Below are 25,222 nucleotides of genomic sequence, written 5' to 3' on the forward strand. Positions count from 1 at the left end.
TTAGAACCGCGTCACGATGTCGTTGAGGCTGGGCCGGTCCCGGTCACCCGGCGTTTCCTTGGCCGTGCCGATATGGATGAAGCCGGCAATCCGCTCCTCGGGCTTCAGCCCCAGCGCGTCGAGCACCCGCCTGTCGAATGCGGCCCAGCCGGTGAGCCAGGAGGCACCGTAGCCGAGCGCGGTGGCGGCGTTGAGCAGGTTCATGCAGACCGCACCCGCCGAGAGAACCTGCTCCCACTCCGGGATTTTCACATGCGGCACCACGCGAGACACCACCGCGACGACCAGGGGTGCCTGGGAAAAGCGCTCCCGTTCGGTGGCGACTTTGTCCGCTCCGGCTTCGGGATTGTCCGCCTGGAAGGCCACCGCCAACACCTGCCCAATGCGCTGACGGGCCTCACTCTGGATGAGGATGAAGCGCCAGGGAACCAGCTTGCCATGATCCGGCACCCGGGACGCTACCCTCAGGAGGGTCTCGACGTCCTGCTCGCTCGGCCCTGGTTCGCCCAGCCAGCGCGGCGGGACGGAGCGGCGTTGCAGAAGGCGGGAAAGGCTATCGTTCATGGGCTCTTCATCCGGCGTGGATAATGTGGAACAATGAAGGCGGATGCTCACGAAGGCTGCGAGCAGGATGGGGCTTGAGCCCGCCATCGTCTCGCCGTCTTGATGCGCTTGAGAAGCGCGGGCGTCCCAAGGGCGGGCCGCTGCCACAGAAGAAACAGCAGCGGATGTATAGGGGGAGTGCGGTCAGACGCCAAGCAGGTTTCAACCCTGGCGGACCCGGCAGCCTGCGCAAGCAGGCTTAAAGGGCAGCGCCGGAGGGTGAGGTAGGCCGGCGGGACGCCGCTGATGAGCAATGCAGACATCCATTTTCGGATCCGAGAGTTCCGCTTCCCCCGTCGCTTGGTCGAGGCGCGAGACGCTCATCGCCTTCGGCCTCATCCTGGCCGCATGGGCGCTCGCCGTCTCGGTCTGGCCCCTGACCGGAACGGTCGTTCCGTGGGACTCCAAGAACCAGTTCTACCCGACCCTGCGTTACCTGGGCACCGCCCTGGCCCATGGGGAACTGCCCCTCTGGAACCCCTACCATTTCGGCGGCCACCCATCGGCGGCGGACCCTCAGTCCCTTCTCTTCACGCCCACCATGCTGCTGTTCGGATGGCTCGTGCCCGAGCCCTCCATGCAGCTCTTCGACGTGGTGGTGTTCGCCCACTTCCTCCCCGGTGCCCTCGCCTTCGTGCCGATCTTCCGCCGGCGCGGCTGGCACTCGGCTGGCGCCGTGGTGGCCGCGCTCGTCTTCATGCTCGGAGGTTCCGCCACGGCGCGGCTCCAGCATACGGGCATGATCTTCAGCTACGGGTTCTTCCCCCTGGCCTTCTGGCTCCTGGAGGAGGCGCTCGACCGCCGCTCCTACCGCTATGGCGTGCTGTTCGCCTTGAGCGCGGTCCTGATGGTCATCGGGCGGGATCAGGTCGCTTTCCTGTGTGCCTTGACCCTCATTGCCGTCGCCGTTCACCGCGTCTGGACCTCTCCACGTCCCCTCGCCTATCTCCGGTCCCGCCTGGGGCTCATGATGGCCATGGGCGCCATCGGCGCCGCGCTTCTGGCGGTGCCGATCGTCCTGACGATGCAGTTCCTCGCCACCTCGACGCGCCCCTCCTTCGGCTTCGGCGTGGCCGCCATGGGGTCCCTGCCGCCGGAAAGCCTGGCGACAGTGCTCTTCGGCAACGTCTTCGGCTCCCTGCGCTGGACCTACGATTACTGGGGGCCCGACTGGCACAGCCTCGCGGAAGGAACCTGGACCGATCGGGCCACGAACTACCTGTTCATCGGCACGATCCCGGCTCTCCTGATGATCTGGCACGGCATTGCCGGCGGGCGCCTGTTCGCCCGCGAGTTCCGGTTCTTCCTCGTGCTCGGCATCGCCGCCCTGCTCTACGCCCTTGGACGCTACACTCCCGGCTTCGAGGTGATCTTCGACCACATGCCGGGCGTGAACCTCTACCGCAGGCCGGCGGACGCCACGTTCCTCATCAACATCGCTCTCGCCTTTGCAGCCGGTTACCTCGTGCACCGCTATGCGGCAGAGGGTCTCCCGAATTGGAACCGCGCCTCCCTTGGCCGCTTCTGGGCCTTCCAACCGCTGCTCGCCCTGGGCCTCGCGATCGCGGCCATTGCCAGCGCTCTGTCCTTTGCGGTCAAGGGTGGGCACGTCTCCCCGGCGCTCATCGAAATCGGCATGAGCCTGGCTGCAGCGGCTGCAGCGGTTCTGGTCATTGCAAAGGTGAGCGGCACTCCGCGCTGGCGTGGGGCCATGGCGCTTGTGCTGGTGACGCTCACGGGCGCCGAGCTGATCGGCCGCCATGCGGCCTCGGCTCTCAACGCGGAGCCCGCCGAGCGCTACACGGTCTTCACCAAGCTGCCGCCCGAGCAACTGCAGGGTCTCCAGATACTCAAGCGGGAACTCGCCGAGCGGAATGCCCGCGGTGAGTATCCGCGCGTCGAGATTCTCGGCTTGAAGGGCGCATGGCAGAACGCCTCCATGGTGCTCGGAATCGAGGATATCATCGGCTACAACCCCTTGCGTCTCGCCGACTACGAGCGGGCCATCGGTCCTGGGGAGAATGCGGAAGACCCGAACCTGCGCCAGTTCCCAACCAGCTTCCGCGGTTATGAATGCGAACTCGCGAGCCTGTTGGGGCTCGACTACATCGTCCTCGACCGCCCTGCCGACAAGCTGCCGCGTCACTTTCCACGCCTGACCGATGCCGAGGTCGTCTACGGCACCGGGCGGATGTGGATCTACCGCCTGAACACCTCCGGACCCCGCGCCTATGTGGCGCATCATGTAAGCCCGGTGGATTCCGAGGCCGTGCTCGGGGAGGAAGAACTGCCGGAGTTCAACCGCGAAACGGAGGCCCTGATCGATCATGAGAGCCTGCCGCTCCTCAAGGCTCGGTACTCCCCGGCTGGATCGAAGCCGGAGCAGGCAAAAGGTGAGGCCCGGATCATCAGCTATCAGCGGAATTCGGTCACGATCGAGGTTGAAAGCAGCGCCAATGGCGTGCTGGTGCTGCACGACATCTATTATCCGGGCTGGGAAGCCTGGGTGGACGGCGAGCGCCGTCCGATCCTGAGGACCAACCTCCTGTTCCGCGGGGTCGAGGTCGGTCCGGGGCGGCACCGGATCGAGTTCCAGTTCCGCCCCATGTCCCTGGAAAATCTTGTTGCAGCCGCCTCCGATATCGTGAAGAGCGAGGACGAGCCGATTCAAACGGCCATTGCCACTCCGCTTCGGTAACGGGCGCTATTTCAAGACGATGCTTCTTTTCGTGAACCCACGCTCTTCCCTCTTCGGTATTCTGGCTCTCCTGGCGGCGTGCCCGGCTTCGGCTCAGTCTCCCGCCGTGCCGTCCATGTCGCAGAACCAGCCTCCGATCTCCATCGGACAGGTGACGGTGAATGCGGGCGCAACCTTTGCCGGAGGCAACGAGCCGATCCGGTCAGGCCTCGTCTGGCGGATCTACGAGGATCGCGGAGACGCCTCCCAGCCGGTGATCGTCGCCCGCTCCACCAGCCCGGCGCCGAGCTTCACCCTCTCGCCCGGCAACTACATCATCCATGTGGCCTATGGGTTTGCGAGCGCCTCAAAACGCATCAGCGTGCAGCGCGGCAACCTGAACGAGCGTCTCGCGATCAATGCGGGCGCCCTTCAGCTCAAAGGGGCGGTCAGCGGGAGCCCCATCCCGGCGAACCGCCTCACCTTCTCGGTCTATGTGCCGGAGGCGCAGAACTCGGAAGGAAGGCTCGTAATCGCCGAGGCCAAGGCGAACGACATGATCCGCCTGCCCGAAGGCACCTACCATATCGTGTCCACCTACGGCGACGCCAACGCCATCATGCGCAGCGACCTGAAGGTGGAATCGGGCCGCGTCACCGAGGCGACCCTCAACCACCGGGCCGCGACCGTGACCATGAAGCTGGTTGCATCCGCAGGCGGAGAAGCCTTTGCCGGCACGGCCTTCAGCGTGCTCACCCCCGGCGGCGACGTGATCCGCGAGGCCATCGGGGCATTCCCGTCCGTGACGCTGGCCGAGGGCGAATATGTCTTGATCGCCCGCCATGAGGGCAAGGTCTACACCCGCGAGTTCAAGATCGAGAGCGGACTCGACCGCGATATCGAGGTTCTCGCCAAACCCTGACGTCCTGAACCTTTCCGGCCCCGCGGCATTGACCGAACACCAAGGACAGGTCGCGCCGCGCATGAGCCCGCACTCCCAAGGCGTGACCTTGCAGGAGAAAAAGCCCATGAAAGTCGCAGAGATCATGACCCGCAACGTGCGCGTGGTGAGTCCGGACCGGACCATCCAGGAAGCGGCACGGCTCATGGATGAAATGAATGTCGGCGTCCTGCCCGTCTGTGACGGGCGGCGGCTGCGCGGCATGGTGACGGACCGCGACATCACCGTCCGGGCAACCGCAGCCGGCCTCGCACCCGACACCACCCGCGTGCGGGACATCATGTCCGACAATGTATGGTGGTGCTTCGACGATGACGACGTGAACCACATCGTTCAGCTGATGAGCGACCACCAGATCCGCCGCCTGCCCGTAGTCGACCACGACAAGCACCTGGTCGGCATCGTGGCGCTCGGCGATCTGGCGACCGACGCCGAGGGCGAGGCCACCCGCGCCCTGCATCGCATTTCCACCCCGTCCGAACCTGACCGCTCCGGCACGCCATCGAGCGCCCGCGCCGACCAGACGCGGGGCGGCGGACAGGCTCGCCTGACGGCCGATGAGCGCCGTGAGCTGGAGCGGCGCATGAACGACGCCAGCCGCGACGACACTTACCGGCACCGCCCCAACGATTACCACGACAAGGGCAATCGTGGATCGGCGGACAACACCCGCAGGCCGGGACGCGATCAGTTCCGGTTCCGCGAAGAGGACGACGTGCGCGCCGCCTTCGGCAGCTTCGGCTATCCCGGCCAGGAAGGCGCCCGCAACTCCCGCATGCGTGGCGGCTTTGGCGGCGACGGCTATCAGAGCTACGGCGACGAGTTAGCAGGCCGCGGCTCCGCCGGCAGAGGCTTTCACCCACCGCGCTATGGCGCCTCCACCATCACGGGTGAGCGTGCGCGTCCAGGTGACGACAGCAGCGATGATGATCGCCGCATGCAGGATCGCGAGCGCACCTGGAGCCTCGTGAATGAACGGCGCGACCACAGCAATTACGGCATGGGCCCCGGAAACACCCGCTTCGGAAACGATGCCACGGCCAGCCGTGGCGAGGTCCGCCGGGGCGAGCACCAGGGCCGTGGCCCGAAAGGCTACCAGCGCTCGGACGAGCGGATCCGCGAGGACATCAGCGAACGCCTGATGGATGACGCGATGATCGACGCCTCCGAGATCGAGGTGCAGGTCCAGAACCGCGAGGTGACCCTCACCGGAACGGTGCGCGGCCGCAACGAGCGGCGCCGGGCTGAAGACCTTGCGGAGTCCGTGTCCGGTGTGACCCATGTGCAGAACAACCTGCGGGTCGGACAGCGCCAGGGCACGCACGCCACCGGCACCGAAGCCGGCGATGCGGGGGCTGCCACGGGCAATCCCGGCAGCGGAACAGCGGGAACGACAGCCGACGCCGCAGCTGGTGGCCGAACCGGCGGACGGCAGCGCCAGACGAGCTGAGGCTCCTTCTTCTAACTCCGTCCTCAGAATGAGTTTGAGTTCATAAAAATAGGAAAGGCGGTGCTTCCAAAAGAAAGCACCGCCTTCATCCATTCAGATGAAGTTTAAGCGACCGTCCGCTCGACCACGTGATGCCCGTCGAGGGTTGCATGACCTTCCGGCTCGGATGTCACCTTCGCCGGAGGCCTGCGATCCGGCGTCACGGCCTCGGCGGCGAGCGCCTTCAAGGCTTCGTCGAGGGTCATGGTCTTCTGCTCGGGGCTGCCCAGCCGGCGGATGGAGACCGTCCGTTCCGCCGCCTCCTTGCGGCCCACCACGAGAAGAACCGGCACCTTCACGAGCGAGTGCTCGCGGACCTTATAGTTGATCTTCTCGTTGCGCAGGTCGGCCTCGACGCGAAGGCCTGCGGCCTCAGCGGCGCGCACCACTTCCATCGCGTATTCATCGCCCTCGGACGTGATGGTGGCAACCACCGCCTGTGTTGGCGCGAGCCAGAGCGGGAAGTGACCGGCGAAGTGCTCGATCAGGATGCCCGTGAAGCGCTCCATGGAGCCGCAGATCGCGCGGTGGACCATGACGGGTGTCTTCTTCTGGCCATCGGCATCGACATAGAACGCGCCGAACCGCTCCGGCAGGTTGAAGTCCACCTGCGTGGTGCCACACTGCCAGTCACGGCCGATGGCATCGCGCAGCACGTACTCGAACTTGGGCCCATAGAAAGCGCCCTCGCCCGGGTTGATCGCAGTCTTGATGCGCCCGCCAGACTGATCCTCGATTTGCTTGAGCACGTGGGTCATCACGTCCTCCGCATGATCCCACATCTCGTCCGTGCCGACGCGCTTCTCAGGACGCGTGGAGAGCTTCACGACGATCTCGTCGAAGCCGAAATCACCATAGGTGGAGAGGATCAGATCGTTGATCTTCAAGCACTCGTCGGCGAGTTGATCCTCGGTGCAGAAGATATGCGCGTCATCTTGCGTGAAGCCGCGCACACGCATGAGGCCGTGCAGCGCGCCGGACGGCTCGTAGCGGTGCACGTTGCCGAACTCGGCCAGCCGCAGCGGCAGGTCGCGATAGGACTTCAGCCCGTGCTTGAAGATTTGCACGTGACCCGGGCAGTTCATCGGCTTGAGGGCGAACAGGCGCTGGTCCGCCTCCGGATCGTTCGGCCGCAGGAAAGCCGATGCCGACTTTACGGCGAACATGTTGTCTGAGTACCAGCCCCAGTGACCGGAGGTCTCCCACAAGGCCTTGTCGAGGATCTGCGGCGCATTGACTTCCTGGTACGTGCCCTTCAGGCGGCGGCGCATGTAGGAGATCAGCTCCTGGAACACCGTCCAGCCCTTCGGGTGCCAGAAGACGACGCCCGGCCCCTCTTCCTGGAAGTGGAACAGGTCCATCTCACGGCCCAGGCGGCGATGGTCGCGCTTCTCGGCTTCCTCGAGCTGGCGGATGTAGTTGTCCAGCTCCTCCTGAGAGGCCCAGGCGGTCGCGTAGATGCGCGTCAGCATCGCGTTGTTCGAGTCGCCCCGCCAATAGGCGCCCGCCACCTTCATGAGCTTGAAGGCGTTGCCGATCTTGCCCGTCGAGGTCATGTGCGGACCGCGGCAGAGATCGAACCAGTCGCCCTGGGAGTAGATCTTGAGATCCTGGCCTGCCGGAATCGCATCGACGAGCTCGACCTTGTAGGCTTCGCCCTTGTCGGCAAACACCTGCTTGGCCTTTTCGCGGCTCCACACTTCCTTGGTGAAGGGCTTATCGCGCGCGATGATCTCGCGCATTTTCGCCTCGATGGCCGGGAAGTCCTCCGGGGTGAAGGGCTCGTTGCGGGCGAAGTCGTAATAGAACCCGTTCTCGATCACAGGACCGATGGTCACCTGCGTTCCCGGAAACAGCTCCTGCACGGCTTCCGCGAGCACGTGCGCGCAATCGTGCCGGATCAGCTCCAGGGCGCGCGGGTCCTCACGGTTGAGAAATTCGATCTTGGAATCCCGAGTGATCGGATCGGCGAGATCGGCGACCGTGCCGTCCAGCGCCATGGCGACAGTGCGCTTGGCGAGCGACTTGGCGATGCCTTCCACGATCTCGCGGCCGGTGATGCCGGATTCAAACTGGCGCTGGGCGCCATCGGGGAATGTCAGGGTAATCATGTCAAAATGTCTCCTGGCTCACTCCTGCCAACGGAGCAGGTAAGCGGGGGCCGACGGTTTGCTGGATGGAAGGCGATGTCAGCCGCCGTCAGGTTCGGCTGCCTCGCAGATGATCGGGGGAGAATTGACGCCCCGCCAGCGACCATAAGCCCAGGGCTTATACCAGGAGGCAGCCTCGGGCAACGTCTCAGGCACGAGATCAAGCCCCGAGGTACCGAACGGCCCGCAACGGCAAATCCGCGCGAAGCCCATCCAGCCCCCCGGCCAGAACCCGTGCCGCTGGATCGCTTCATCCGTGTATTCGGAGCACGAGGGCAGATGGCGGCACTGGCGGCCGATAAGTCCGGACAGGCTCAGCTGATAGCCTCGGATGGCCCAGTGAGCGGCCCTCTGGACGGGGCTCGGCATCTATTCCGCACCCTGAGCCCGCCGCGCTTCGATCTGATTGATCGCATCCACGACGGCATCGAAGGTGAGCAGGATGGATGCATGCCGGGCCTTGTAATCCCGCAAGGGCTCCAGGACCTTCAAATCCTCCCACTTGCCCTGAGGCGCCTCGCCGCCAGCTTTGAGCAGGTGCGCTGTTCTCTCGCGAAGGTCACGGAGTTCCTCGACCGTCGAGCCGATAACATGCCGCCCCATGATCGAGGACGACGCCTGACCCAAGGCACAGGCCTTCACGTCATGGGCGAAGGCCGTCACCACGTTTCCGTCGAGCTTCACGTCGACCGTAACCGTCGATCCGCAAAGCTTCGACCGCGCTGTCGCGGATGCGTCGGCATTGGGCAGGCGCCCAAGATGCGGAATATCGGCGGCAAGCTCGAGAATGCGTCGGCTGTAAATCTCGTTAAGCATGGAAGCCTGTGACATTACGTTTGGGAATATACCCTTTAACTCTGCGGAGGTATCTAATACACAAAATGGGTATCTCACCCATATAAGGGTAGCTGACCTCCGGGCGGGCCTCTGACGAGTGGCGTGCGGAGAACAAGCTGAGTTTTAGAACCACGTCGTTTCCTGACTGGAAGAGTGACTATAGGGGCCCCTGCGTGAATGATGTCGTCAAGTCCTTGTCCGCGCGGCTGAATCCAGCCACTGAAAAGCCCGTTGCGGCTCCCACTCGGGAAGAGGCCGAGGCGGCCGTCCGCACACTGCTCCGCTGGGCCGGAGACGACCCGACGCGCGAGGGTCTCCAGGATACGCCCAAGCGTGTGGCCAAGGCCTTCCGGGAACTCTATTCGGGATACGGCCAGGATCCGGCCGAAATCCTCGACAAGGTCTTCAGCGAGGTCGAAGGCTACGACGATATCGTGCTCGTGCGCGACATCCCGTTCTACTCCCATTGCGAGCACCACATGGTGCCGTTCTTCGGCGTGGCGCATGTGGCCTATTATCCCACCAAGGGCGTGGTCGGCCTCTCCAAGCTCGCCCGCCTTGTGGACGCCTATGCGCGCCGCCTGCAGACGCAGGAGACCATGACGGCTCAGATCGCCTCGGCCATGGTCAAGGCGCTCGAGCCGCGCGGCGTGGCGGTGATGATCGAAGCCGAGCACATGTGCATGTCCATGCGCGGCATTCAGAAGGCCGGCGCGCTGACCTTGACGACCCAGTTCACAGGTGTCTTCAAGGAAGACCCGGCCGAACAGGTGCGCTTCCTCACCCTGGTGCGCAACGGCCGGGGCTGAGGCCCCTTGCATGACCGCATCTCTTCCGTTTCCACCTCCCGGCTCCAAGGCTGAGCTCGAGGAAGGCAGCATCCTGTCTCCCCGCTTCGGAGCGGACGGGCTGGTCACCTGCATCACCATGGATGCCGCGACGGGCGACATCCTCATGGTCGCGCACATGAATGCGGAAGCCCTGGCGAAGACCCTGGAGACCGGCGAGGCCTGGTACTGGTCCCGCTCCCGCGGTGAGCTCTGGCACAAGGGTGCGACCAGCGGGCAAGTCCAGACGGTTCTGGAACTACGGGTCGACTGCGATCAGGATGCCCTTCTGCTGAAGGTGACGGTCGCGGGCGACGGTGGGTGCTGCCATACGGGGCGCCGCTCCTGTTTCTACCGGAAGGTCGAACTCTCCAGCGGCGGGCCGCGCCTCATCATAGACTGAGCACACCAGCCCTCCTGGAACGCAGGGCTGCCCTCCGCCAGGAAACGGGTGCACGGTTGCGGCATCCGCGATAGGTACGCCGCATGACACGACGTGATCTTCTCCTCGCGCGGGTGGCGGCGAGCGCCATCTTCTTCGGCAACGGTTTCGGCATCGGCACCTGGGCGGCGCAGCTCCCCCGGTTCAAGGCGTCGCTCGGCTTGTCCGATGGTCAACTCAGCCTCGGGCTTCTGGCCTTCTCGCTCGGCGCCGTCGCCCTCATGCCGGTGATCGGCTGGGCTGTTGCCGTCGTCGGCAGCCGGACGATGAGCCTCGTCGCGGCCTTCTCCTTCGCAGCCGCCCTGCTCCTGCCGGGTCTCGCGCCGAGCCTGCCGCTCTTCGTCGCCGCGTCCCTTGTGGCCGGGGCCTGCAACGGCACCATGGACATCGCCATGAACACCAACGCCACGGTGGTGGAGCGGGCTTGGGGCTCGGCGATCATGTCGTCCTTCCATGCCTTCTTCAGCCTCGGCGGGCTAGCTGGGGCAGCAGCGTCCGGTCTCCTCATCAGGCTCGACGTCGGGATTGTCCCGACTCTGCTGATCTCCTGCTCCGGCATGGGGTTGCTCTTCCTCGCGACGGGCTTCTGGACCATGGGCGAGACGGAGAAAGCGTCGGAGGGCCACGGCTTCGCCTGGCCCCGCGGCCCGGTCGTTCTCCTCGCGGTGCTGGCCATGTTCTGCTTCATCGTCGAGGGCGCCATCGTCGACTGGTCGGCGATTTACCTGCAGACGGTGGCCGGTGCGAGCCTGGAGGCTGCCGTGTCGGGCTTTGCCGCCTTCTCCCTCACCATGACGATCTGCCGGTTCATGGGTGACTTTGCCGTCCGCCATCTCGGCCGCGTGCGCACCCTTCAACTCGGCGGTCTGTTGTCGGCTCTTGGCCTTGCCCTGGCGATGATCCTGCCCTCGCCCCTGCCGGCCTCCATCGGCTTTGCCCTGGTGGGCATCGGCCTGGCCAACACGGTGCCGGTCCTGTTCAGCACGGCCGGCCAGATGAAGGGCATTCCGCCCAGCATGGGCGTCGCCATGGTGGCGACGCTCGGTTATGGCGGGTTGCTGATGGGCCCGCCGCTGATCGGATTCGGCGGCGAACTCCTCGGCCTGCGCGCGATGCTCGGCCTGCTGATCGTCTTCACCTTTGTCATCATCATGATGTCGCAGCGGGCTCTTCAGCGTTCCACTGTTCAGTTTTCATGAACCAGTCCTAATTGAAACTTGAGGGCATGTTCACGCGGGTTTCATGGGAAGCCGGCATAATGGACAAGGTGCCTTGGAGTTGATCAATGTTGTGGGACGGGATTGCCCGGCGCAGCGCCGGTTCAGGGGGCGGAGGCGGAGTGACGGAGATCAAGGCACCTGTCGAGCGCGATCCTCGGGCCAAGACCCGAATCGGCCTGGCACTCGGCGGAGGCGCGGCACGGGGTTGGTCCCATATCGGTGTCCTGCGGGTTCTTGAGGAAGCCGGCATCGTTCCGGACGTGATCGCCGGATGCTCCATCGGCGCGGTGGTCGGCGGCTGCTATGCGGCCGGCAAGCTCGACGAGCTGGAGGCCTTCGCCCTTTCGCTGACCAAGCGGCGCGTCATGGGCCTCCTCGACTTCCATTTCAGCGGCGCCGGCCTCATCGCCGGCGGACGCCTGCAGAGCCTCCTCGACCGGGACCTGACCGACAAACGGGTCGAAGCCCTCCCGATGAAGTTCTGCACTATCGCGACCGAACTCGTGAGTGGCCACGAGATCTGGCTGACGCGCGGCCCCCTCGTCCAGGCCATGCGCGCCTCCTATGCCCTTCCCGGCGTGTTCGATCCGGTTCTGATCGGCGGGCGCTGGCTCATGGACGGCGCTCTGGTCAACCCGATCCCGATCACCGCCGCCCGCGCCCTGGGGGCCGACATCGTCATCTGCGTGAACCTCAACGGCGAGGTTCGCGTGCGCGGCACGGTCATCCAGTCGTACGATGCCGGGTCGAGTGACGAGAAGGAAATCGAAGAGGTGATCGAGGCAGCCCCGCGGCGCTGGGGCATCTTTCCGGGCAGCCGGAGCGAGAAGCAGAGCAAGCCCAATGCGCCCGGGATGGCCACCGTGATGGTGGACGCCTTCAACATCACCCAGGACCGCATCGCCCGCTCACGTTTGGCCGGCGATCCGCCGGACATCATGGTCGCGCCGAAGCTCGCCAAGATGGGGCTGTTCGAGTTCCACAGAGCCCAGGAATGCATCACCCTGGGCCGGCAGGCCACGGAGCGCGCCCTGCCGGATATCCTTGAACTGCTGCAGGAATCGCAGCCGCGTTAACTAGGCCGTGGCGATGTATTCCTTGATCGCCGTCGCCTCTGCCTCGACTTCTTCGAGCCGTTCCTTCACCACGTCGCCGATCGACACGATGCCGACGAGGCGGCCGCCCTCGACGACGGGGACGTGCCGAAACTTCTGCTGGGTCATCAGCTCCATCACGTGGGGGATCGGGGTTTCCCCCGTGCAGGTCAAAACCTTCTCCGTCATGAAGCGGGAGACGGGCTCCTCCAGGGCCTTGGCGCCATGGTTTGCCACCGCCCGCACAATATCCCGTTCGGAAATGATGCCCGCCACGGGCCTTTGACCATCGACGATGAGAAGGGCACCTATCCTGCGCTCGGCAAGAACCTTGGCCGCCTCACTGAGAGTCCGGCTTGGTTCGATGGTCGCAACGTCGCGGCCCTTGAGCGAAAGAATACGATTGACGATCATTGATTCCCTCCCGTTGCGCGAACGGCAAAGGACCGTCAGCCCTCGCATCCGCTAGGCTGAAGTCGGGTTCCGCACCCATGACTTTGGGTGCGAACCCTACGTCAGCTACCGGATGATCAGCGCAAACGGCATCTGTTTCAAGCCGAGATGCGCTTGGCTCGAGCGGGGAGCGGGTCGATCAGAGGGAAAAGGACGAGACCCGCGAGGAAACCGCCAAGATGCGCCTCCCAGGCAATGCTCGCATCCGTGATCCCCAACGGCTGGACGAAGGCGAACACGTAATTGGCCGCGAACCAGATCCCGAGGAAGATCAGAACCTGCCGGTTGCGGACCATGTGCCCCAGGGTTTCCCGGGGCCGCTCGTGGGGCTGCGTCAGGCGCCCCTCCCAATGCCACGAGGCCGGGGCGAACATGAACCAGGAGGCCGCGGCCATGAGACCCGACACGGCTCCGGAGGCGCCGATCATCGGCAGAACCTGCAAGGGGTTCATAACCGCGTAGAGAACCGCTCCAGCGATCGCGGACACGGCCGAGAGGATGAAAAACCGCCCGGCGCCGCAACGGCGGACGATCGGCGTCCCGAAGGCAGCCAGCCAGACGCTGTTGATCAGCACATGGGCCCAGGACCCATGCAGGAAGGCATAGGTCAAAGCCGTCCAGGGCCTGCCCTCCTGGCCTTCGAGAACATACTGCGCCAGGGCCATCAGCGGCGTGATCGTGTCGTCCGCCACGCCCTCCCGCAGGGGCCTCATCACGTCCTCGACCTCAACGCTTCCAAAGGCCGCGGACAAGCGGGCCGGAATCACCGACCAGTCGATGATCAGCATGAAGTCCGATTCGTCGGACAGGAGCAGCCGGACGGCATGGATGCCGATCAGCGCCACGAGGCAGAGACCGATGACGGCAGGGAGGTTGAGGATCGGCTCACGAGCACGGGTCGGGTGTGGAGACATGCAATACTTTTGTACGAGACGGCTGCCGGGGGATTTCCGGAGGGGTGGTGGCGCGACCTAACCTCTATTTGGCCTCTCAGTCGAGAAAAACCAACTACTTAGCGGCAGAAGAGCTTAACGAAGAGGAAGGCTGATTGCCTCCAACCTGTGCCCCTGATAATTTTTATTAACCATAACGGAACCGGTCGAAGCGCGACGCGTTAACTCACCTTTTACTTTCCGCTTGAGCCCCAAATGTAACCATGTCAGTTTGGTTAAAAGAACGTTAACCGGCTGGTGGGGCATGCGGCAGGATTATTTCAAGAACGGCCTTTTCTGTGGCTTAAATGAGAAGTCGGCGTTTTCCGGCACATTCATCAAAACAGTTCTCCTTGGACTTTCCCTCCTGTTTTCCGGTGCTGCCGCTCAGGCCCAAACCCTTGCGTCCCTGCCCGTCAACAGCGCCCCGATCTCGAGCGTCGGCGCTGCCAAGCCGCTCCTCGGCTGGTCCCAGTTTTGCGAGAAGTTCCGTTCCGAATGCACCGTCGATGTGACGGAAGCCGACAGGATCGAGCTGACGCCTCAGGCGTGGAAGACCATCGTGTCGATCAATCAGCGCGTGAACTCGAGCATCAAGGCCGTGACGGACGCGGATCACTTCGGTGTCGTGGACACCTGGGGCTTCCCGGATGACGGCAAGGGCGACTGCGAGGACTTCCAGCTTCTGAAGCGCCGCCTGCTCGTGGAGGCCGGCCTGCCCCGCCGGGCCATGCGCATGACGGTGGTGATCGACGAACTCGGCGAAGGCCATGCGGTGCTGATGGTTCGCACCAACCGCGGCGACTTCGTCCTCGATAACAAGATTTCCTCGGTTCTGCCCTGGCACCGCACCGGCTATGTCTACATCAAGCGCGAGAGCCAGGACGCGACCGGCTGGGTTTCGCTGGGCGGCATCGTCTCGTCGCCGACCACCACGGCAAATCGCTAAGATTTCAAAGCCGGCGTTTTCAAGCGCCGGCTTGTTCATTTCCCCACAATCGATGTCAGAAGACTTCAGGCGGATCAGTCGATCCGCCTTATTTTTTGGGCGAAGCGCTGCCAGTTCTCCACATAGCTCCTGGCAGACGCGCGAAGCCGCTCGATGGCCTCGGCATCCAGCACCCGGATTGCCTTCGCCGGAGCGCCGACAATCAGAGAATTATCGGGAAAGACCTTGCCTTCGGTGACGAGCGCATTGGCACCCACCAGGCAATTGGCGCCGATGCGCGCGTAGTTGAGCACCGTGGCGCCCATGCCGATCAGGGAGTTCTCCCCGAGAGTGCAGCCGTGGAGGATGGCCCTGTGCCCGATGGTACATCCTGCACCGACGCTCAGCGGCGCGCCCATGTCCGTGTGAAGCAGCGCGCCTTCCTGAATGTTGGTCGCCTCGCCGATATCGATAAGCTCGTTGTCGCCCCGCAGCACGGCGCCGAACCAGACGCCGACATCCTGCCCCAGCCGGACCTTGCCGATCACATGGGCATCCGGAGCGATCCAGAAGCGACCGGGTTCAGGAAGGATCGGAGCGGTGTCGTCGAGGCTGTAGATCGGCATCGATGGTCCAGCAGAGAAAAGCAGCAGGACCTCGAGGGAGGCCTGCTGCGAAAAAGCGCCTAATCCTCGAGATCCGTGTCGAGGATCGCCATGGTGAAGTTGAAGGAGCGGTCCCCATCCTCGTCGTCGACGAACAGAACGCCGACGAATTCCTCACCGATGTAAACTTCCGCTGAATCGGCCTTCTTCGGCCGCCCGACGACGCGGATCGAGTGGTTCGCAAAGGTCTGGCGCAGGTAGCGCTCGACTTTAGCCATCTCGGTTTTATCCACTACAGGTCCTTTCTTAACTCTACGGTTGCTGCACTTGCCATGCCCGGCAAACGCGAGCAAGCGGCGTTAGGTCCCGGACGGATCCCGTCCTCAGATTCCGTCGGTGTCGGAGAAACAATGATTCATGGACCGGGCCGGCTCCGCGCATCCGGCTGTACCAACGACCTTGGCGGGAACACCGGCCACCGTGGCATTATGGGGCACGGGCTTGAGCACGACAGAGCCTGCGGCGATTCTCGCGCAATGGCCGACCTCGATATTGCCGAGGATCTTGGCGCCGGCCCCGATGAGCACGCCCTGGCGGATCTTGGGATGACGGTCGCCCCGCTCCTTGCCGGTTCCGCCCAGCGTCACGTCCTGGAGCATCGAGACATTGTCCTCGATGACCGCGGTGGCGCCCACCACGAGCCCCGTCGCGTGATCGAGGAAGATGCCGCGTCCGATGCGGGCTGCCGGATGAATGTCGGTCTGGAAAGCCTCGGACGAGCGGCTCTGAAGGTAGAGGGCGAAATCCTGCCGCCCCCTCTTCCAGAGCCAGTGAGCCAGCCGATGGGTTTGTATGGCGTGGAAACCCTTGAAGTAGAGCACGGGCTCGACGGCCCGGGTGACCACGGGATCCCGGTCGAGCACGGCGCTGATGTCCGCCCTCATGGCCGCCCCGATGCTGCGGTCGTTCTCCACGGCCTCGAGGAAAACCTGCTCGATAATGTCGGACGGCAAAGCCGCATGGCCCAGCCGTGAGGCGACCCGGTGAATCACCGCAGCCTCCAGGCTTGGCTGGTGCAGAATGGCGCTCAGCACGAAGCCAGCCATCGCCGGCTCCGCCTGGACGATGGCCTCGGCCTCGGAGCGGAGACGGTCCCAGACCGGATCGACCTTTCCGGCCACCGCATCGGGGGCTCCCGGCTTCAGGCGGGTTTGTGTCATGATCGTCTCCTGCCGGCTATGCTGGCCCATCCTGCGGAAAACCAGGGCTGGTTTTCCGCAGGATGGGCTATTGCCTCAAACATAGATAAGAAGCCGAGGCCCTTACTACAGATCCAAACGAGCCATGACCTACTCTTTTTCGTCAGCGACATCCAAGCTTGGCGTTTCGCCCAGCGGCGGCATTGCCACCTTGTCCATCGACAACGTTGCTAAGCACAATGCGGTGGACCTGGAGATGTGGAAGGCCTTCCCGTCGCTCATGCAGGCTCTCGACCGGGATCCGGATATCCGGGTGATCATCCTGAGGGGCGCCGGACAAGCCTCCTTCGCCTCTGGTGCCGATATCGCCGAGTTCGCGACGGTGCGCGCTAACGCCGAGGGCGGCCGCCTCTACGAGGCCGCCAACGAGGCGGCCTTCTGGGCCGTCGCCCACTGCTCCAAACCCGTGATCGCCATGATTCGTGGCTTCTGCCTCGGCGGCGGCTTCGGCCTTGCCCTTTCCTGCGACCTGCGGGTTGCCTCGGAGAGTGCCGTCTTCGGCATTCCGGCCGCACGGCTCGGGGTCGGATATCCTCCCGGTGCCATGAAGCTCGTGACCGCTGCCGTCGGCGCGCCCGCCGCGAAGGACCTGTTCTTCACGGCACGGCGGCTTGACGCCAAAGAGGCACATCGCCTCGGCGTCGTGCAGCGGCTGGTTCAGGATGACGAACTCGAATCGGTCACGCGGGCGCTTGCCGAGGGGATTGCGGAGAACGCGCCCCTGACGATCAGGGCTGCCAAGGCGGCTATCGACGAAGCCGCCGGCGTGGCGCACCCGAATGCCGATTCCGTGGCTCTTGCCGACATATGCTTCGATAGCGCCGATGCCGTGGAGGGCCGCGAGGCCTTCCTGCAAAAGCGCAGGCCGGTCTTCACAGGCCGGTAAGCTCAGGTATTCCGGCGATACACGAAATAACGGCCCTCCGGCACGCTCGTCTGGGACGAGATGTCGGTGCAGGATGGCATCTCGAAGGCACGGTCCGCGATCAGGAGCCCACCGGGCTGGAGCAGGGAATCGAGCAGGGGCGACAGCCGCAGAGCAAGCTGGCGGTTGGCCGTCTCGTCGCCGGTGCCGATATCAGTATGGATCAGCGCCGCCGAGCCCTGTCCCAATCGCTTGATGAAGGCCGGCAAGGTCTCGAAGATGTCCCCAACGATCAGGTAGCCTTCGGGCGGATAGCAATCCGGATGGGCCGCCGGGGAGCGCTCGAAGGCGTAGATCTCACGGCCGGGCAATCTGGTCCGCAGATGATCGTAGGTGCGGCCGTTGCCGAGGCCGAGTTCGAGAACCAGCCCTGTCGGACCGATTTCCTGAGCCGCCCAATTCAGGAGGTCGCGCTGGGCGGTCAGCCGCCGGATGACAGAATCAAGTCGGGTCATTCGTCACTCCTGCCGGGACGGGCTACGGGAAGGTCTTTTTCAAAGGAAAGGCGAGCGCCTCAAGGACGCTGCGCCAAGAAGTCGAGCACGCCCTGCTTGTGCACCTTGTCGCCCACGGCGAGGTTGTGGTCGCGCCCCGGAATGTCGAGTGCAGTCGCGTTCGGGATCAGCCTGGCGAGTTCCGGCCCCGAGCCCGACACATCGTCCTTGGTGCCGACCGAGACCAGGGCCGGCAGCGTGATGGTGGCGACCTCCTCCCGGGTCAGCACCTGCCGCGACCCGCGGATGCAGGCGGCCAAGGCCTTGAGGTCGCTGCCCGTCTGCTCGGCAAAGGCCCGGAACATGCGCTGCATGGGATCGGTGAGGTCGGCGAGGGAGGGCACCTCCATGGCATCGGCGATGCCGAGCGGCAGGCCGACACCCTCAACGAGGTGAATCCCTAAACCACCGAGGAGCATGGAGCGCATCCGCTCCGGGGCGGTGAGCGCCATATGGGCGGTGATCCGCGCGCCCATGGAATAGCCCATCACGTCGGCCCGTTCGATGCCGAGATGATCGAGCAGGCGCAGGCCGTCCTCCGCCATGCGATAGGAATTATAGGCCTCTGGATCGTAGAGCTTCTCGCTCTCCCCATGCCCCCGGTTGTCGAAAGCGACGACCCGGTATCCGGCCCGCGTGAGGGTCTTCACCCAGAGGGTGTTGACCCAGTTCACCGCATGGTTCGACGCGAAGCCGTGGATGAGCAGGATCGGATCGCCCTGCCCCTCATGAGGCGGAACGTCGACATAGGCGATGCTGACGCCGTTGGAATTGAAGTAGCGCATCGGACCGGTGGGTGTTGGAACCTGAGGAGGAAGCTCGGCGCACCCTAAGCACCCCCGGCGTCGGACGCAACGCTTGGAAATTTGCTCTAGGCGCATGGCCGATCGGCCATTATGGTGCGCCAAATTTCAACGCTTCAGGGCAACGGCAATGGCTGACAAAGGCACTCCCCACTTCCACAACGATCCGGGCGTTCCCGTCATTCACGTGGGCTCGAAGGAGTTCATGTGCATCGGAGCGACGCCTCCTTTCGATCATCCCCATGTGTTCATCGACATGGGCTATGACACAGAGACGATCTGCTCCTACTGCTCGACCCTGTTCAAATACGATCCCTCTCTGAAGTTTGACGAGGCCCGCCCGGCCGAATGCGTCTGGGAGCCCGATTTCGCCGGCTCGGCCGCTTCGCGCTAAGTGCAGCATCTCTCGATTGCGGTCGTCGGCGCCGGCATCGGCGGCCTGACGGCGGCTCTGGCCTTGGCCCGGCAGGGGCACTCGGTCACGCTCGTCGAACGCAGGACCGGATTCAGCGAGGTCGGAGCCGGCCTTCAGCTGTCACCCAATGCCAGCCGCATCCTCATCAAGCTCGGGCTTGGGCCGGCGCTTCGTCGGGCGGCGACGGAGCCGGAGCGCGTGGTCGTGCGCGCGATCCGCTCGGGCAAGCGCATCGGCGAGGTAGCCCTTGGCGCCTTCATGCGCGAGCGGTTCGAGGCACCCTACTGGGTCGTGCACCGCGCCGATCTCCAGACGATCCTGCTCGATGCCGTCCGCTCCGAATCATCGATCCGGCTTGTCATGGGACGAACGGTGGAGAGCGTCGAGACTGCCTCCTCACAAGCCTCCGTCACCTGGATCTCCGCCGGCGGAGCGCAGGAGACTCTCACGGCCGATCTGATCGTCGGCGCCGATGGCGTCTGGTCGAAGGTCCGCCAGCAACTCGACGACAGGGGGCAGCCCGCCTATCGCGGTTATGTCGCCTGGCGCGCCACCTTTGAGCGCAGCGCTGCTCCCGCCGAACTCGCAGGGGACGAAACGGGCCTCTGGCTCGGGTCACGGGGCCATGTGGTGCATTACCCGATTGCCGCAGGCCGGTTGATCAATGTTGTCGCCATCGAGAGAAGCCCCACGCCGGTGGAGGGCTGGGCCGCTCCAGGCCGGCGGGAGGATCTGCTCGCCCGCTATGCTTCGGCCGCCCCTGCCCTGCGCGACCTTCTCTCACGGCCGCAAGAATGGCTGCGCTGGTCGCTCTTCGATCATCCGGCCGGGCGCCTTGCCAAGGGCCGGACCGGCCTTCTCGGCGATGCCGCCCACCCGGTTCTGCCGTTCCTCGCCCAGGGAGCCGCAATGGCGATCGAAGAGGCGGCGACTCTTGCCTCTATGCTGCGCGAGAGCCCGACCGATATACCGCAGGCTCTCTCGGCTTATGAGAAGCAGCGCCTCGGGCGCGCCACCCGTGTCCAGAAGGAGGCCTACACCAACGGGCGCATCTACCATGCGGGTGCCCTGATTGCCTTCGGGCGTGATCAGGTCATGCGCCGTCTCGGCGCTGAGGGCATGACGAAGCGCTACGACTGGCTCTACGGCTTCCGCACCCCGGACTGAGGAAGATCCGGCGCGCACGGTTGGGCTTGCGCTCAAGCCCGCAGCCCGATAACCCTCTTCCCCGAAGCGGACGTGGCGAAACCGGTAGACGCAAGGGACTTAAAATCCCTCGGGCTATGCCCGTGCGGGTTCGACCCCCGCCGTCCGCACCAAATACATGATCCCACTCATTACCGGCACCATCTTAAGCGGCGCAGATTCCGAGAGCCGACCTTTGCCTGCGCTAAATTCAGGCGGCTGCGACAATCAAAACGCCGAATTCCAAGGATTTTGCCGGAACGGCAAAGCCATCAGCAAAGTCTCTCAAGGAGAAATGAAGTGCCCGGGGCGACCCGAGCCATTGTAGGAGTCTGCCCATGCCCACCGTGATTGCCATCGAGGCCAAGCCCGTTGAATTCGAGGGAATCGATAGCGGCTTCGTCCACCTCTACCTCGTCAAGACCGTCACGGATGAACAGGGACGTGTCATCTCGGAGAAGGTGATCCGAGGCACCGCGGGGTCGAACGGCGACCTTGAGACTCTGGTCGATGCCAATCTGGCGACCTCCGTCGACAGGAGAGGCTCGGACACCCCCGAGGAGAGGCACCGCGAAGTTCTCGATCTCGGCACCAGAGACGCCAACGATGTCTGGAAGGTCATGGTCCAGCATGCCAACAACATCGAGAAAGCGGATCTGGACTACAGCATCGACATCTTTCGCGAAGCTCCCGGAGGAGACCTGAACAGCAATTCCGTTGTCGCATCGGTGCTCCATTCGGTCGGCCTGAACTTGACCACGAGCTTTCCGGATAGTGTCAGCAGGTCCGATGCCCCTCTCTATGGGCAACTCCAGTATATGGACGTGGACGATGCCCTCTTTGGAACGGATAACACTGACCGGATCATGGGTGGTATTGGGAGCGACCGGATCATCGGCGGAAGGGAGAATGACCGTCTCTACGGGGAACCCGGAAATGACCGGATGAGTGGTAGTTCCGGTAATGATGTTTTGTTTGGTGGCGATGGCAACGATATGTTGACCGGCGCATCCGGCAGCGATGCTCTCAATGGCGATAGTGGCAACGACACTTTGGACAGCGGCTCCGGCACTGATGCTCTCAATGGCGGTAGCGGTGACGATCGTCTTTATTGCCAATCGGGCGCGGACATTCTTCGGAGCGGCTCGGGAATGGACGTCTTCGTCTATCATGCAGTCCCGAAAGGCTTGCCAGACGTAGATAATATTCGGGACTTCTCGGTCGCCGGGGATACATTCTTGCTGAACGACAAGGCGTTTACAGGTCTAGGACGTGAGGGTCAGTTGAGGTCTTCGGCTTTCTGGACTGGAACGGAAGCACATGACGCGAGCGATCGTATTATCTATGATCGGACCAATGGTTTTCTCTATTATGATCAGGACGGCACCGGCGCGACTGAACAGGTTGCGTTCGCGAAACTCGCGGTGGGACTGAGAATGACATCGCTGGATTTCCAGGTGTTCTAGTAAAAACCTCATCGAATCCAGGGAACACCGGTGCTGTGATCGCAAGCGCTTGGTGTGCATGCCAGCACACCAAGCGATGCAGCCATTAGATATGGTCAAACGCGCCTCCGATCAGCACTTCTGGAGATGAACGATGCTCCCCGGCTCCTTCTTGCCTCGTTGGATCAACGCAGCGGCTATTTTGCTTTTTGTATCGGCGAGTGCCGATGCATGGGCGCAGAGCCGCCCGCTGACCCTGAGAATGTCCTGTGCTCAGGCGCAGGGCCTTGTCGCCTCGCAGAGAGCCATTGTTCTTAGCACAGGGCCTTTCACCTATGATCGCTATGTCGGGTCCTCTGGATCCTGCGCCATCGGCGAGACCCTGGATCCGGCATGGGTGCCCACGGCCGATTCAGCTCAATGTCCCATCGGGTATCGTTGTACCCCGCGTTCTTCACTCTCACGCAATTAGCTATCTTCCGGGTCCTCAGGACACCCCTGTCTGCGGTACCCATACATCGCGTGAATCTTAGCGGCTGTGCCAGGCCCGAAGGGCCAGCAGCGGCGTCAGAATTGGCCAGCCGAACCCGGCGATCAGGATGTGATCGAGGCCAATATCTTCCTCGTCATTGATCATGGTCGACACTGCGAGAAGCAGAATCACGCCGCACAGATAGATCATCAGAACTTCACGCATCCCGCAGCCCCCAGCCACCTCGAAGCTGAGCTTTGACGTATGACCGAGTTCAAGCCAATGCGACCGGCAGTCGCCTGCCCTTGGGAGAAGCCCACACAAAGGTAGTCCGGAAGCCATAGGGCATCAGCCCCGGAGTAGACACAGAAATCTGGGTGGCATTGAAAAACTATTCTTTGTCAGAAACTTAGCCGCAACCCAACTGACACTTGCCCGTTCTTCGGTCATGATGGACAAAGGCCAGGGAGGTCATCAATGCCGAAACCGCACCACCCTTATGCCGCAGCAGGCAACACGGGCTGGAGCATCGGTTCCAATGGCCTGACGGCAACTGGGCAATCCGATCTGTTGAAGGATCTTGGGCATCACCTTCAGCACAGTTATCAGAGCATCCTGAAGGAGCCTGCTCCGGATCGTATCAGGCAGTTACTGGAGAGGCTTGAAAGAGCGCATTTGCGCGAAGGAAATGAAAACCACTGAGCCGCATCGGCTCAGTGGTTCATATCTCTCAAAAGGTGCTTAGCCTCAGCGCCTGCGACGGTTTCGCGGTTGCGGATGACTCGACGAGGCCGCCTCCTTCGGAACGAGGCTGTAGATCAGAAACCCTGCCAGAATTCCGGCTCCGAGCAGAACGAAAGGATAGGACTTGGCAGTCTGGACGACCCCGGAGGCCGTCTGACGCACGGCGTAGAGCGGCATGGAAGCGTCGTGGATCAGGCGCTCGGCCCGTCTGACGTTCTCCTGTCGCGTGTGGATCTCCAGGTCATAGCCTTCATCATCATCGTGGCGATGAAGCTCGATACTGTTGCGAGCGAACCCGGCCGAGACAAGGCGCTGGACCGCTTGATTGGCCTCACTGCGGGACTGGAAAGATCCGGTGGCGATAGACGTGTTCGGCATTAGTCAATCCTTTTCGAACTGCTGACGCCAATTCCCGGCAAGCGCCTAGGTTCCACGCCGCCCTGCCACACCATGTGGAAAGGCTATCAAGCCGGCCGCCGTCAGTTTCTCCGATACGTTTGGGAAGCTCTCTCCGCTTCCATCAAAACCTCAAGCGCTCTCCAGGGCTTGGGCATGAACCGGACGTCGCGGGGAACATCACCGGTCTCATCGTCCAAAGGCCTGCCGGAGGTCAGCACCGTGCGGACCCAGGGCCATTTAAGCCGCACGGTTCGCACCAGATCCATTCCATCCATCAGGCAAGGGAGGCGAAGATCGGCAAAAAGGAAGGCCACTTCCTCGGAGTGGCGGGTCAAATAATCCAGCGCCTCCTCGGCGCTGGAGGTTTCGACGACCTTGAGATCCGTTTCCTCGAGAAGAGCTGCCGCCAAGCCCCTGACTTCGAAATCATCCTCGACGATCAAGGCCACGCGATGAGGCTCAATTCTCTGTCCCATAAGTCGTCTCCTCTTCCAGTCTGAGTGTGCTGAAGCCCAGTGATGAGGGATCAACAACCCTCAGGCTTTCTGTTGGATGGGAAAAATCCGGCTCCGGAAACGCCATGCGGACAGCCGGTACGATACAGCCAGAACTCAGCATGCGGTCGGAAGCGGCAAGGCTTTCGAGCGCATCCTCTACAGGGCTGCGAATAATCAACGTGCCCGAGCGCAGGGCGCGATCAGGCGAATACCCTCATCACAGAACGGTGAACACAGGCGTCTGTTTCAGCTTGGCTTTAGAGAATTTTTCTCATATGGCTTTATTGCCCTAGAGGAACCGCCTTCCAGGCTGTAGCTTAAGCTTGAACCGACTGTTCTCACGTGAGATCCCCGCCGTGTTCAAGGAGACCCAGCTTCACCAGGAATTTCTGGACTTGGAGCATCACATGCGGCTTCTCGACCGCAAGCTGGCTGATGCTCTGCACAGGATCCGGCATGGCTCCTCGCAGGAAGCGGTCGAGGAGGCCCGCCGGGACGAGAAGCTGCTCCTCTCCGAACTGGACCGCCTGATGACAAGGATGCGGGCGATCGAAGGGCAACTCCTCCAAATCCAGAAGAGTGCGACGCGCCACTGACTCTTCCGACGATGGCTTGTGTGAAACCGCACGTCGAAAGCGCCGAACTGGGCTCATTGTGCCTGACCTAACGCAAGGTAAGCCCAAGGAGCGAACGGGGGATGACCTTCAGGAACTCTTATTCGGAGCCGGACGTCGAAGATGGGGGCAGCGCTGGAGTCTTGCGCAGGCGGTACATTCCGCTGTTCACGGTCTTGATCGGCCTCTTGGCCACCATGAATGTCGTGTCAGTCGTGTTCGTTCTTCTGGAGTGAACGGCTGACCTGCCGTTAGGTCAGTGACATCATTGCACGTGACCTGACATGAGGAGAACTGCAGGACAGCGCATGGCATGCGAAACTCTGTCCTGCAGGTTCAAAATTCGACTTCAGCGCAGTCCGAGGAACGACAGAATCGCGAGGACCACAACGATTGCACCGATAAGCCAGATGATGTTGTTCATGAGGATTTTCTCCCGAAGTGGAATTGACCTCATGCCAACGGTCAAGGTGAAGGTTCGTTCCTTCGGTCCGCGCACTCGGCTAGTTGGACCGGCAGGCTCTCAGATCGGCTTCCGTGACTTCCCCCGATGCAGCAATCTGCCGTCTGCGCACGCTCGTACAGGCCTCATGCGTGAGGCCCTGGGATGCATCGACCTGAATCCGGTTTCCCTGCGCGCGTGAGGTCTCATAGCCAGGGCCTGATTGGTACTCCCAGGTGGAGATCCCGGCCGCACCAACGCATCCGCAAAGCCCAACCACAAGCGATGCGGCAATGAAGGTTCTGAGCAT

The 25,222-nt window shown here is 63.2% G+C and carries 29 protein-coding genes and 1 tRNA gene; 16 read left to right on the forward strand and 14 right to left on the reverse strand.

The genetic code is table 11. The features are described from left to right. The gene (locus IC232_RS05650; RefSeq protein ID WP_190843960.1) at window positions 1-564 is read right to left on the reverse strand and encodes a nitroreductase; all 564 of its coding nucleotides are present in this window, start codon (window positions 562-564) and stop codon (window positions 1-3) included. Window positions 565-856: 292 nt separating this feature from the next. On the opposite strand from IC232_RS05650, the gene IC232_RS05655 reads away from it, so the two are divergent. The 3 genes from IC232_RS05655 (at window position 857) to IC232_RS32245 (ending at window position 5,691) form a co-directional block, all read left to right on the forward strand. Next, a complete protein-coding gene (locus IC232_RS05655; RefSeq protein WP_190843961.1) occupies window positions 857-3,301 on the forward strand; it encodes a YfhO family protein in 2,445 nt (814 codons plus the stop codon). Between the two features lie 31 nt (window positions 3,302-3,332). After that, window positions 3,333-4,202, forward strand: a complete 870-nt coding sequence (locus IC232_RS05660; protein WP_312895111.1) for a hypothetical protein — start codon at window positions 3,333-3,335, stop codon at window positions 4,200-4,202. A 106-nt stretch (window positions 4,203-4,308) separates the two neighbouring features. Continuing rightward, entirely contained in the window at window positions 4,309-5,691 is a 1,383-nt protein-coding gene (locus IC232_RS32245) for a CBS domain-containing protein (protein ID WP_246812061.1), read from the forward strand. A gap of 104 nt (window positions 5,692-5,795) precedes the next feature. On the opposite strand, the gene thrS is transcribed toward IC232_RS32245, so the two are convergent. From thrS to IC232_RS05685, 3 genes are all read right to left on the reverse strand, one after another. Continuing rightward, complete coding sequence (thrS, locus tag IC232_RS05675) at window positions 5,796-7,841, reverse strand: threonine--tRNA ligase (protein ID WP_190843963.1); 2,046 nt, start codon at window positions 7,839-7,841, stop codon at window positions 5,796-5,798. A 78-nt stretch (window positions 7,842-7,919) separates the two neighbouring features. Next, window positions 7,920-8,249: a membrane protein insertion efficiency factor YidD gene (yidD, locus tag IC232_RS05680; RefSeq protein ID WP_190843964.1), complete on the reverse strand. Its 330-nt coding sequence runs from the start codon at window positions 8,247-8,249 to the stop codon at window positions 7,920-7,922. Next, window positions 8,250-8,696: an iron-sulfur cluster assembly scaffold protein gene (locus IC232_RS05685; protein WP_190843965.1), complete on the reverse strand. Its 447-nt coding sequence runs from the start codon at window positions 8,694-8,696 to the stop codon at window positions 8,250-8,252. Between the two features lie 194 nt (window positions 8,697-8,890). Between IC232_RS05685 and folE the strand changes: the two genes are divergently transcribed. The 4 genes from folE to IC232_RS05705 all read left to right on the forward strand — a co-directional run bounded on the left by folE (window position 8,891) and on the right by IC232_RS05705 (window position 12,282). Then, a complete protein-coding gene (gene folE, locus IC232_RS05690; RefSeq protein WP_190843966.1) occupies window positions 8,891-9,526 on the forward strand; it encodes a GTP cyclohydrolase I FolE in 636 nt (211 codons plus the stop codon). A gap of 10 nt (window positions 9,527-9,536) precedes the next feature. Further along, window positions 9,537-9,947, forward strand: a complete 411-nt coding sequence (gene hisI / locus IC232_RS05695; RefSeq protein WP_190843967.1) for a phosphoribosyl-AMP cyclohydrolase — start codon at window positions 9,537-9,539, stop codon at window positions 9,945-9,947. An 83-nt stretch (window positions 9,948-10,030) separates the two neighbouring features. Then, complete coding sequence (locus IC232_RS05700; protein ID WP_190843968.1) at window positions 10,031-11,185, forward strand: MFS transporter; 1,155 nt, start codon at window positions 10,031-10,033, stop codon at window positions 11,183-11,185. A gap of 86 nt (window positions 11,186-11,271) precedes the next feature. Continuing rightward, the gene (locus IC232_RS05705) at window positions 11,272-12,282 is read left to right on the forward strand and encodes a patatin-like phospholipase family protein (RefSeq protein WP_190843969.1); all 1,011 of its coding nucleotides are present in this window, start codon (window positions 11,272-11,274) and stop codon (window positions 12,280-12,282) included. On the opposite strand, the gene IC232_RS05710 is transcribed toward IC232_RS05705, so the two are convergent. Together IC232_RS05710 and IC232_RS05715 are read right to left on the reverse strand one after the other, a co-directional pair. Then, window positions 12,283-12,714 carry a CBS domain-containing protein gene (locus tag IC232_RS05710; RefSeq protein ID WP_190843970.1) on the reverse strand — a complete coding sequence of 144 codons (432 nt, stop codon included), beginning with the start codon at window positions 12,712-12,714 and terminating at the stop codon, window positions 12,283-12,285. A 137-nt stretch (window positions 12,715-12,851) separates the two neighbouring features. Beyond that, complete coding sequence (locus IC232_RS05715) at window positions 12,852-13,667, reverse strand: rhomboid family intramembrane serine protease (RefSeq protein ID WP_190843971.1); 816 nt, start codon at window positions 13,665-13,667, stop codon at window positions 12,852-12,854. Window positions 13,668-13,950: 283 nt separating this feature from the next. Between IC232_RS05715 and IC232_RS05720 the strand changes: the two genes are divergently transcribed. Beyond that, on the forward strand, window positions 13,951-14,634 hold the full coding sequence (locus tag IC232_RS05720) for a transglutaminase-like cysteine peptidase (RefSeq protein WP_190843972.1): 684 nt from the start codon (window positions 13,951-13,953) through the stop codon (window positions 14,632-14,634). Window positions 14,635-14,708: 74 nt separating this feature from the next. On the opposite strand, the gene IC232_RS05725 is transcribed toward IC232_RS05720, so the two are convergent. The 3 genes from IC232_RS05725 to cysE all read right to left on the reverse strand — a co-directional run bounded on the left by IC232_RS05725 (window position 14,709) and on the right by cysE (window position 16,438). Further along, window positions 14,709-15,239, reverse strand: a complete 531-nt coding sequence (locus IC232_RS05725; protein ID WP_190843973.1) for a gamma carbonic anhydrase family protein — start codon at window positions 15,237-15,239, stop codon at window positions 14,709-14,711. A gap of 59 nt (window positions 15,240-15,298) precedes the next feature. Further along, complete coding sequence (locus IC232_RS05730) at window positions 15,299-15,511, reverse strand: DUF3126 family protein (protein WP_190843974.1); 213 nt, start codon at window positions 15,509-15,511, stop codon at window positions 15,299-15,301. Between the two features lie 90 nt (window positions 15,512-15,601). Then, window positions 15,602-16,438: a serine O-acetyltransferase gene (gene cysE, locus IC232_RS05735; RefSeq protein ID WP_190843975.1), complete on the reverse strand. Its 837-nt coding sequence runs from the start codon at window positions 16,436-16,438 to the stop codon at window positions 15,602-15,604. Window positions 16,439-16,562: 124 nt separating this feature from the next. Here cysE and IC232_RS05740 point away from each other — a divergent pair, with 124 nt between their 5' ends. Continuing rightward, window positions 16,563-17,363 (forward strand): enoyl-CoA hydratase, encoded by an 801-nt coding sequence (locus IC232_RS05740; RefSeq protein ID WP_190843976.1) that lies wholly within the window; start codon window positions 16,563-16,565, stop codon window positions 17,361-17,363. Window positions 17,364-17,365: 2 nt separating this feature from the next. On the opposite strand, the gene IC232_RS05745 is transcribed toward IC232_RS05740, so the two are convergent. Continuing rightward, on the reverse strand, window positions 17,366-17,857 hold the full coding sequence (locus IC232_RS05745; RefSeq protein WP_190843977.1) for a class I SAM-dependent methyltransferase: 492 nt from the start codon (window positions 17,855-17,857) through the stop codon (window positions 17,366-17,368). Window positions 17,858-17,916: 59 nt separating this feature from the next. After that, complete coding sequence (locus tag IC232_RS05750) at window positions 17,917-18,681, reverse strand: alpha/beta fold hydrolase (protein ID WP_190843978.1); 765 nt, start codon at window positions 18,679-18,681, stop codon at window positions 17,917-17,919. Window positions 18,682-18,829: 148 nt separating this feature from the next. Here IC232_RS05750 and IC232_RS05755 point away from each other — a divergent pair, with 148 nt between their 5' ends. The 4 genes from IC232_RS05755 (at window position 18,830) to IC232_RS05770 (ending at window position 21,765) form a co-directional block, all read left to right on the forward strand. Further along, entirely contained in the window at window positions 18,830-19,093 is a 264-nt protein-coding gene (locus tag IC232_RS05755; RefSeq protein ID WP_190843979.1) for a zinc-finger domain-containing protein, read from the forward strand. Then, entirely contained in the window at window positions 19,094-20,281 is a 1,188-nt protein-coding gene (locus tag IC232_RS05760) for an FAD-dependent oxidoreductase (RefSeq protein WP_190843980.1), read from the forward strand. 66 nt (window positions 20,282-20,347) lie between these two features. After that, window positions 20,348-20,433, forward strand: a tRNA-Leu gene (locus IC232_RS05765). Between the two features lie 204 nt (window positions 20,434-20,637). Continuing rightward, window positions 20,638-21,765, forward strand: a complete 1,128-nt coding sequence (locus tag IC232_RS05770; protein ID WP_190843981.1) for a calcium-binding protein — start codon at window positions 20,638-20,640, stop codon at window positions 21,763-21,765. 508 nt (window positions 21,766-22,273) lie between these two features. Here the strand turns inward: IC232_RS05770 and IC232_RS05775 are convergent. Continuing rightward, complete coding sequence (locus IC232_RS05775) at window positions 22,274-22,441, reverse strand: hypothetical protein (RefSeq protein ID WP_190843982.1); 168 nt, start codon at window positions 22,439-22,441, stop codon at window positions 22,274-22,276. Between the two features lie 252 nt (window positions 22,442-22,693). On the opposite strand from IC232_RS05775, the gene IC232_RS05780 reads away from it, so the two are divergent. Then, window positions 22,694-22,918, forward strand: a complete 225-nt coding sequence (locus IC232_RS05780) for a NepR family anti-sigma factor (RefSeq protein WP_190843983.1) — start codon at window positions 22,694-22,696, stop codon at window positions 22,916-22,918. 45 nt (window positions 22,919-22,963) lie between these two features. On the opposite strand, the gene IC232_RS05785 is transcribed toward IC232_RS05780, so the two are convergent. Beyond that, window positions 22,964-23,338: a hypothetical protein gene (locus tag IC232_RS05785; protein ID WP_190843984.1), complete on the reverse strand. Its 375-nt coding sequence runs from the start codon at window positions 23,336-23,338 to the stop codon at window positions 22,964-22,966. A 101-nt stretch (window positions 23,339-23,439) separates the two neighbouring features. Continuing rightward, window positions 23,440-23,835 (reverse strand): response regulator, encoded by a 396-nt coding sequence (locus tag IC232_RS05790; RefSeq protein ID WP_190843985.1) that lies wholly within the window; start codon window positions 23,833-23,835, stop codon window positions 23,440-23,442. 428 nt (window positions 23,836-24,263) lie between these two features. Here IC232_RS05790 and IC232_RS05795 point away from each other — a divergent pair, with 428 nt between their 5' ends. Together IC232_RS05795 and IC232_RS05800 are read left to right on the forward strand one after the other, a co-directional pair. Next, entirely contained in the window at window positions 24,264-24,452 is a 189-nt protein-coding gene (locus IC232_RS05795) for a hypothetical protein (protein ID WP_190843986.1), read from the forward strand. Window positions 24,453-24,553: 101 nt separating this feature from the next. Then, window positions 24,554-24,706 (forward strand): hypothetical protein, encoded by a 153-nt coding sequence (locus IC232_RS05800; RefSeq protein WP_190843987.1) that lies wholly within the window; start codon window positions 24,554-24,556, stop codon window positions 24,704-24,706. Window positions 24,707-25,222 lie beyond the last annotated feature (516 nt).

It is taken from the genome of Microvirga sp. (genome assembly GCF_014699075.1).
In the GTDB taxonomy this organism is placed as follows: Bacteria; Pseudomonadota; Alphaproteobacteria; order Rhizobiales; family Beijerinckiaceae; genus Microvirga.

What these genes read in the sequence shown, in the direction of transcription:
- IC232_RS05650 (WP_190843960.1), bottom strand. Translation starts at nt 564, where the DNA reads ATGAACGATAGCCTTTCCCGCCTTCTGCAACGCCGCTCCGTCCCGCCG.
- IC232_RS05655 (WP_190843961.1), top strand. Translation starts at nt 857, where the DNA reads ATGCAGACATCCATTTTCGGATCCGAGAGTTCCGCTTCCCCCGTCGCT.
- IC232_RS32245 (WP_246812061.1), top strand. Translation starts at nt 4,309, where the DNA reads ATGAAAGTCGCAGAGATCATGACCCGCAACGTGCGCGTGGTGAGTCCG.
- thrS (WP_190843963.1), bottom strand. Translation starts at nt 7,841, where the DNA reads ATGATTACCCTGACATTCCCCGATGGCGCCCAGCGCCAGTTTGAATCC.
- yidD (WP_190843964.1), bottom strand. Translation starts at nt 8,249, where the DNA reads ATGCCGAGCCCCGTCCAGAGGGCCGCTCACTGGGCCATCCGAGGCTAT.
- IC232_RS05685 (WP_190843965.1), bottom strand. Translation starts at nt 8,696, where the DNA reads ATGCTTAACGAGATTTACAGCCGACGCATTCTCGAGCTTGCCGCCGAT.
- hisI (WP_190843967.1), top strand. Translation starts at nt 9,537, where the DNA reads ATGACCGCATCTCTTCCGTTTCCACCTCCCGGCTCCAAGGCTGAGCTC.
- IC232_RS05700 (WP_190843968.1), top strand. Translation starts at nt 10,031, where the DNA reads ATGACACGACGTGATCTTCTCCTCGCGCGGGTGGCGGCGAGCGCCATC.
- IC232_RS05705 (WP_190843969.1), top strand. Translation starts at nt 11,272, where the DNA reads ATGTTGTGGGACGGGATTGCCCGGCGCAGCGCCGGTTCAGGGGGCGGA.
- IC232_RS05710 (WP_190843970.1), bottom strand. Translation starts at nt 12,714, where the DNA reads ATGATCGTCAATCGTATTCTTTCGCTCAAGGGCCGCGACGTTGCGACC.
- IC232_RS05715 (WP_190843971.1), bottom strand. Translation starts at nt 13,667, where the DNA reads ATGTCTCCACACCCGACCCGTGCTCGTGAGCCGATCCTCAACCTCCCT.
- IC232_RS05720 (WP_190843972.1), top strand. Translation starts at nt 13,951, where the DNA reads ATGCGGCAGGATTATTTCAAGAACGGCCTTTTCTGTGGCTTAAATGAG.
- IC232_RS05725 (WP_190843973.1), bottom strand. Translation starts at nt 15,239, where the DNA reads ATGCCGATCTACAGCCTCGACGACACCGCTCCGATCCTTCCTGAACCC.
- cysE (WP_190843975.1), bottom strand. Translation starts at nt 16,438, where the DNA reads ATGACACAAACCCGCCTGAAGCCGGGAGCCCCCGATGCGGTGGCCGGA.
- IC232_RS05740 (WP_190843976.1), top strand. Translation starts at nt 16,563, where the DNA reads ATGACCTACTCTTTTTCGTCAGCGACATCCAAGCTTGGCGTTTCGCCC.
- IC232_RS05745 (WP_190843977.1), bottom strand. Translation starts at nt 17,857, where the DNA reads ATGACCCGACTTGATTCTGTCATCCGGCGGCTGACCGCCCAGCGCGAC.
- IC232_RS05750 (WP_190843978.1), bottom strand. Translation starts at nt 18,681, where the DNA reads ATGCGCTACTTCAATTCCAACGGCGTCAGCATCGCCTATGTCGACGTT.
- IC232_RS05755 (WP_190843979.1), top strand. Translation starts at nt 18,830, where the DNA reads ATGGCTGACAAAGGCACTCCCCACTTCCACAACGATCCGGGCGTTCCC.
- IC232_RS05770 (WP_190843981.1), top strand. Translation starts at nt 20,638, where the DNA reads ATGCCCACCGTGATTGCCATCGAGGCCAAGCCCGTTGAATTCGAGGGA.
- IC232_RS05775 (WP_190843982.1), bottom strand. Translation starts at nt 22,441, where the DNA reads ATGCGTGAAGTTCTGATGATCTATCTGTGCGGCGTGATTCTGCTTCTC.
- IC232_RS05780 (WP_190843983.1), top strand. Translation starts at nt 22,694, where the DNA reads ATGCCGAAACCGCACCACCCTTATGCCGCAGCAGGCAACACGGGCTGG.
- IC232_RS05785 (WP_190843984.1), bottom strand. Translation starts at nt 23,338, where the DNA reads ATGCCGAACACGTCTATCGCCACCGGATCTTTCCAGTCCCGCAGTGAG.
- IC232_RS05790 (WP_190843985.1), bottom strand. Translation starts at nt 23,835, where the DNA reads ATGGGACAGAGAATTGAGCCTCATCGCGTGGCCTTGATCGTCGAGGAT.
- IC232_RS05795 (WP_190843986.1), top strand. Translation starts at nt 24,264, where the DNA reads ATGCGGCTTCTCGACCGCAAGCTGGCTGATGCTCTGCACAGGATCCGG.
- IC232_RS05800 (WP_190843987.1), top strand. Translation starts at nt 24,554, where the DNA reads ATGACCTTCAGGAACTCTTATTCGGAGCCGGACGTCGAAGATGGGGGC.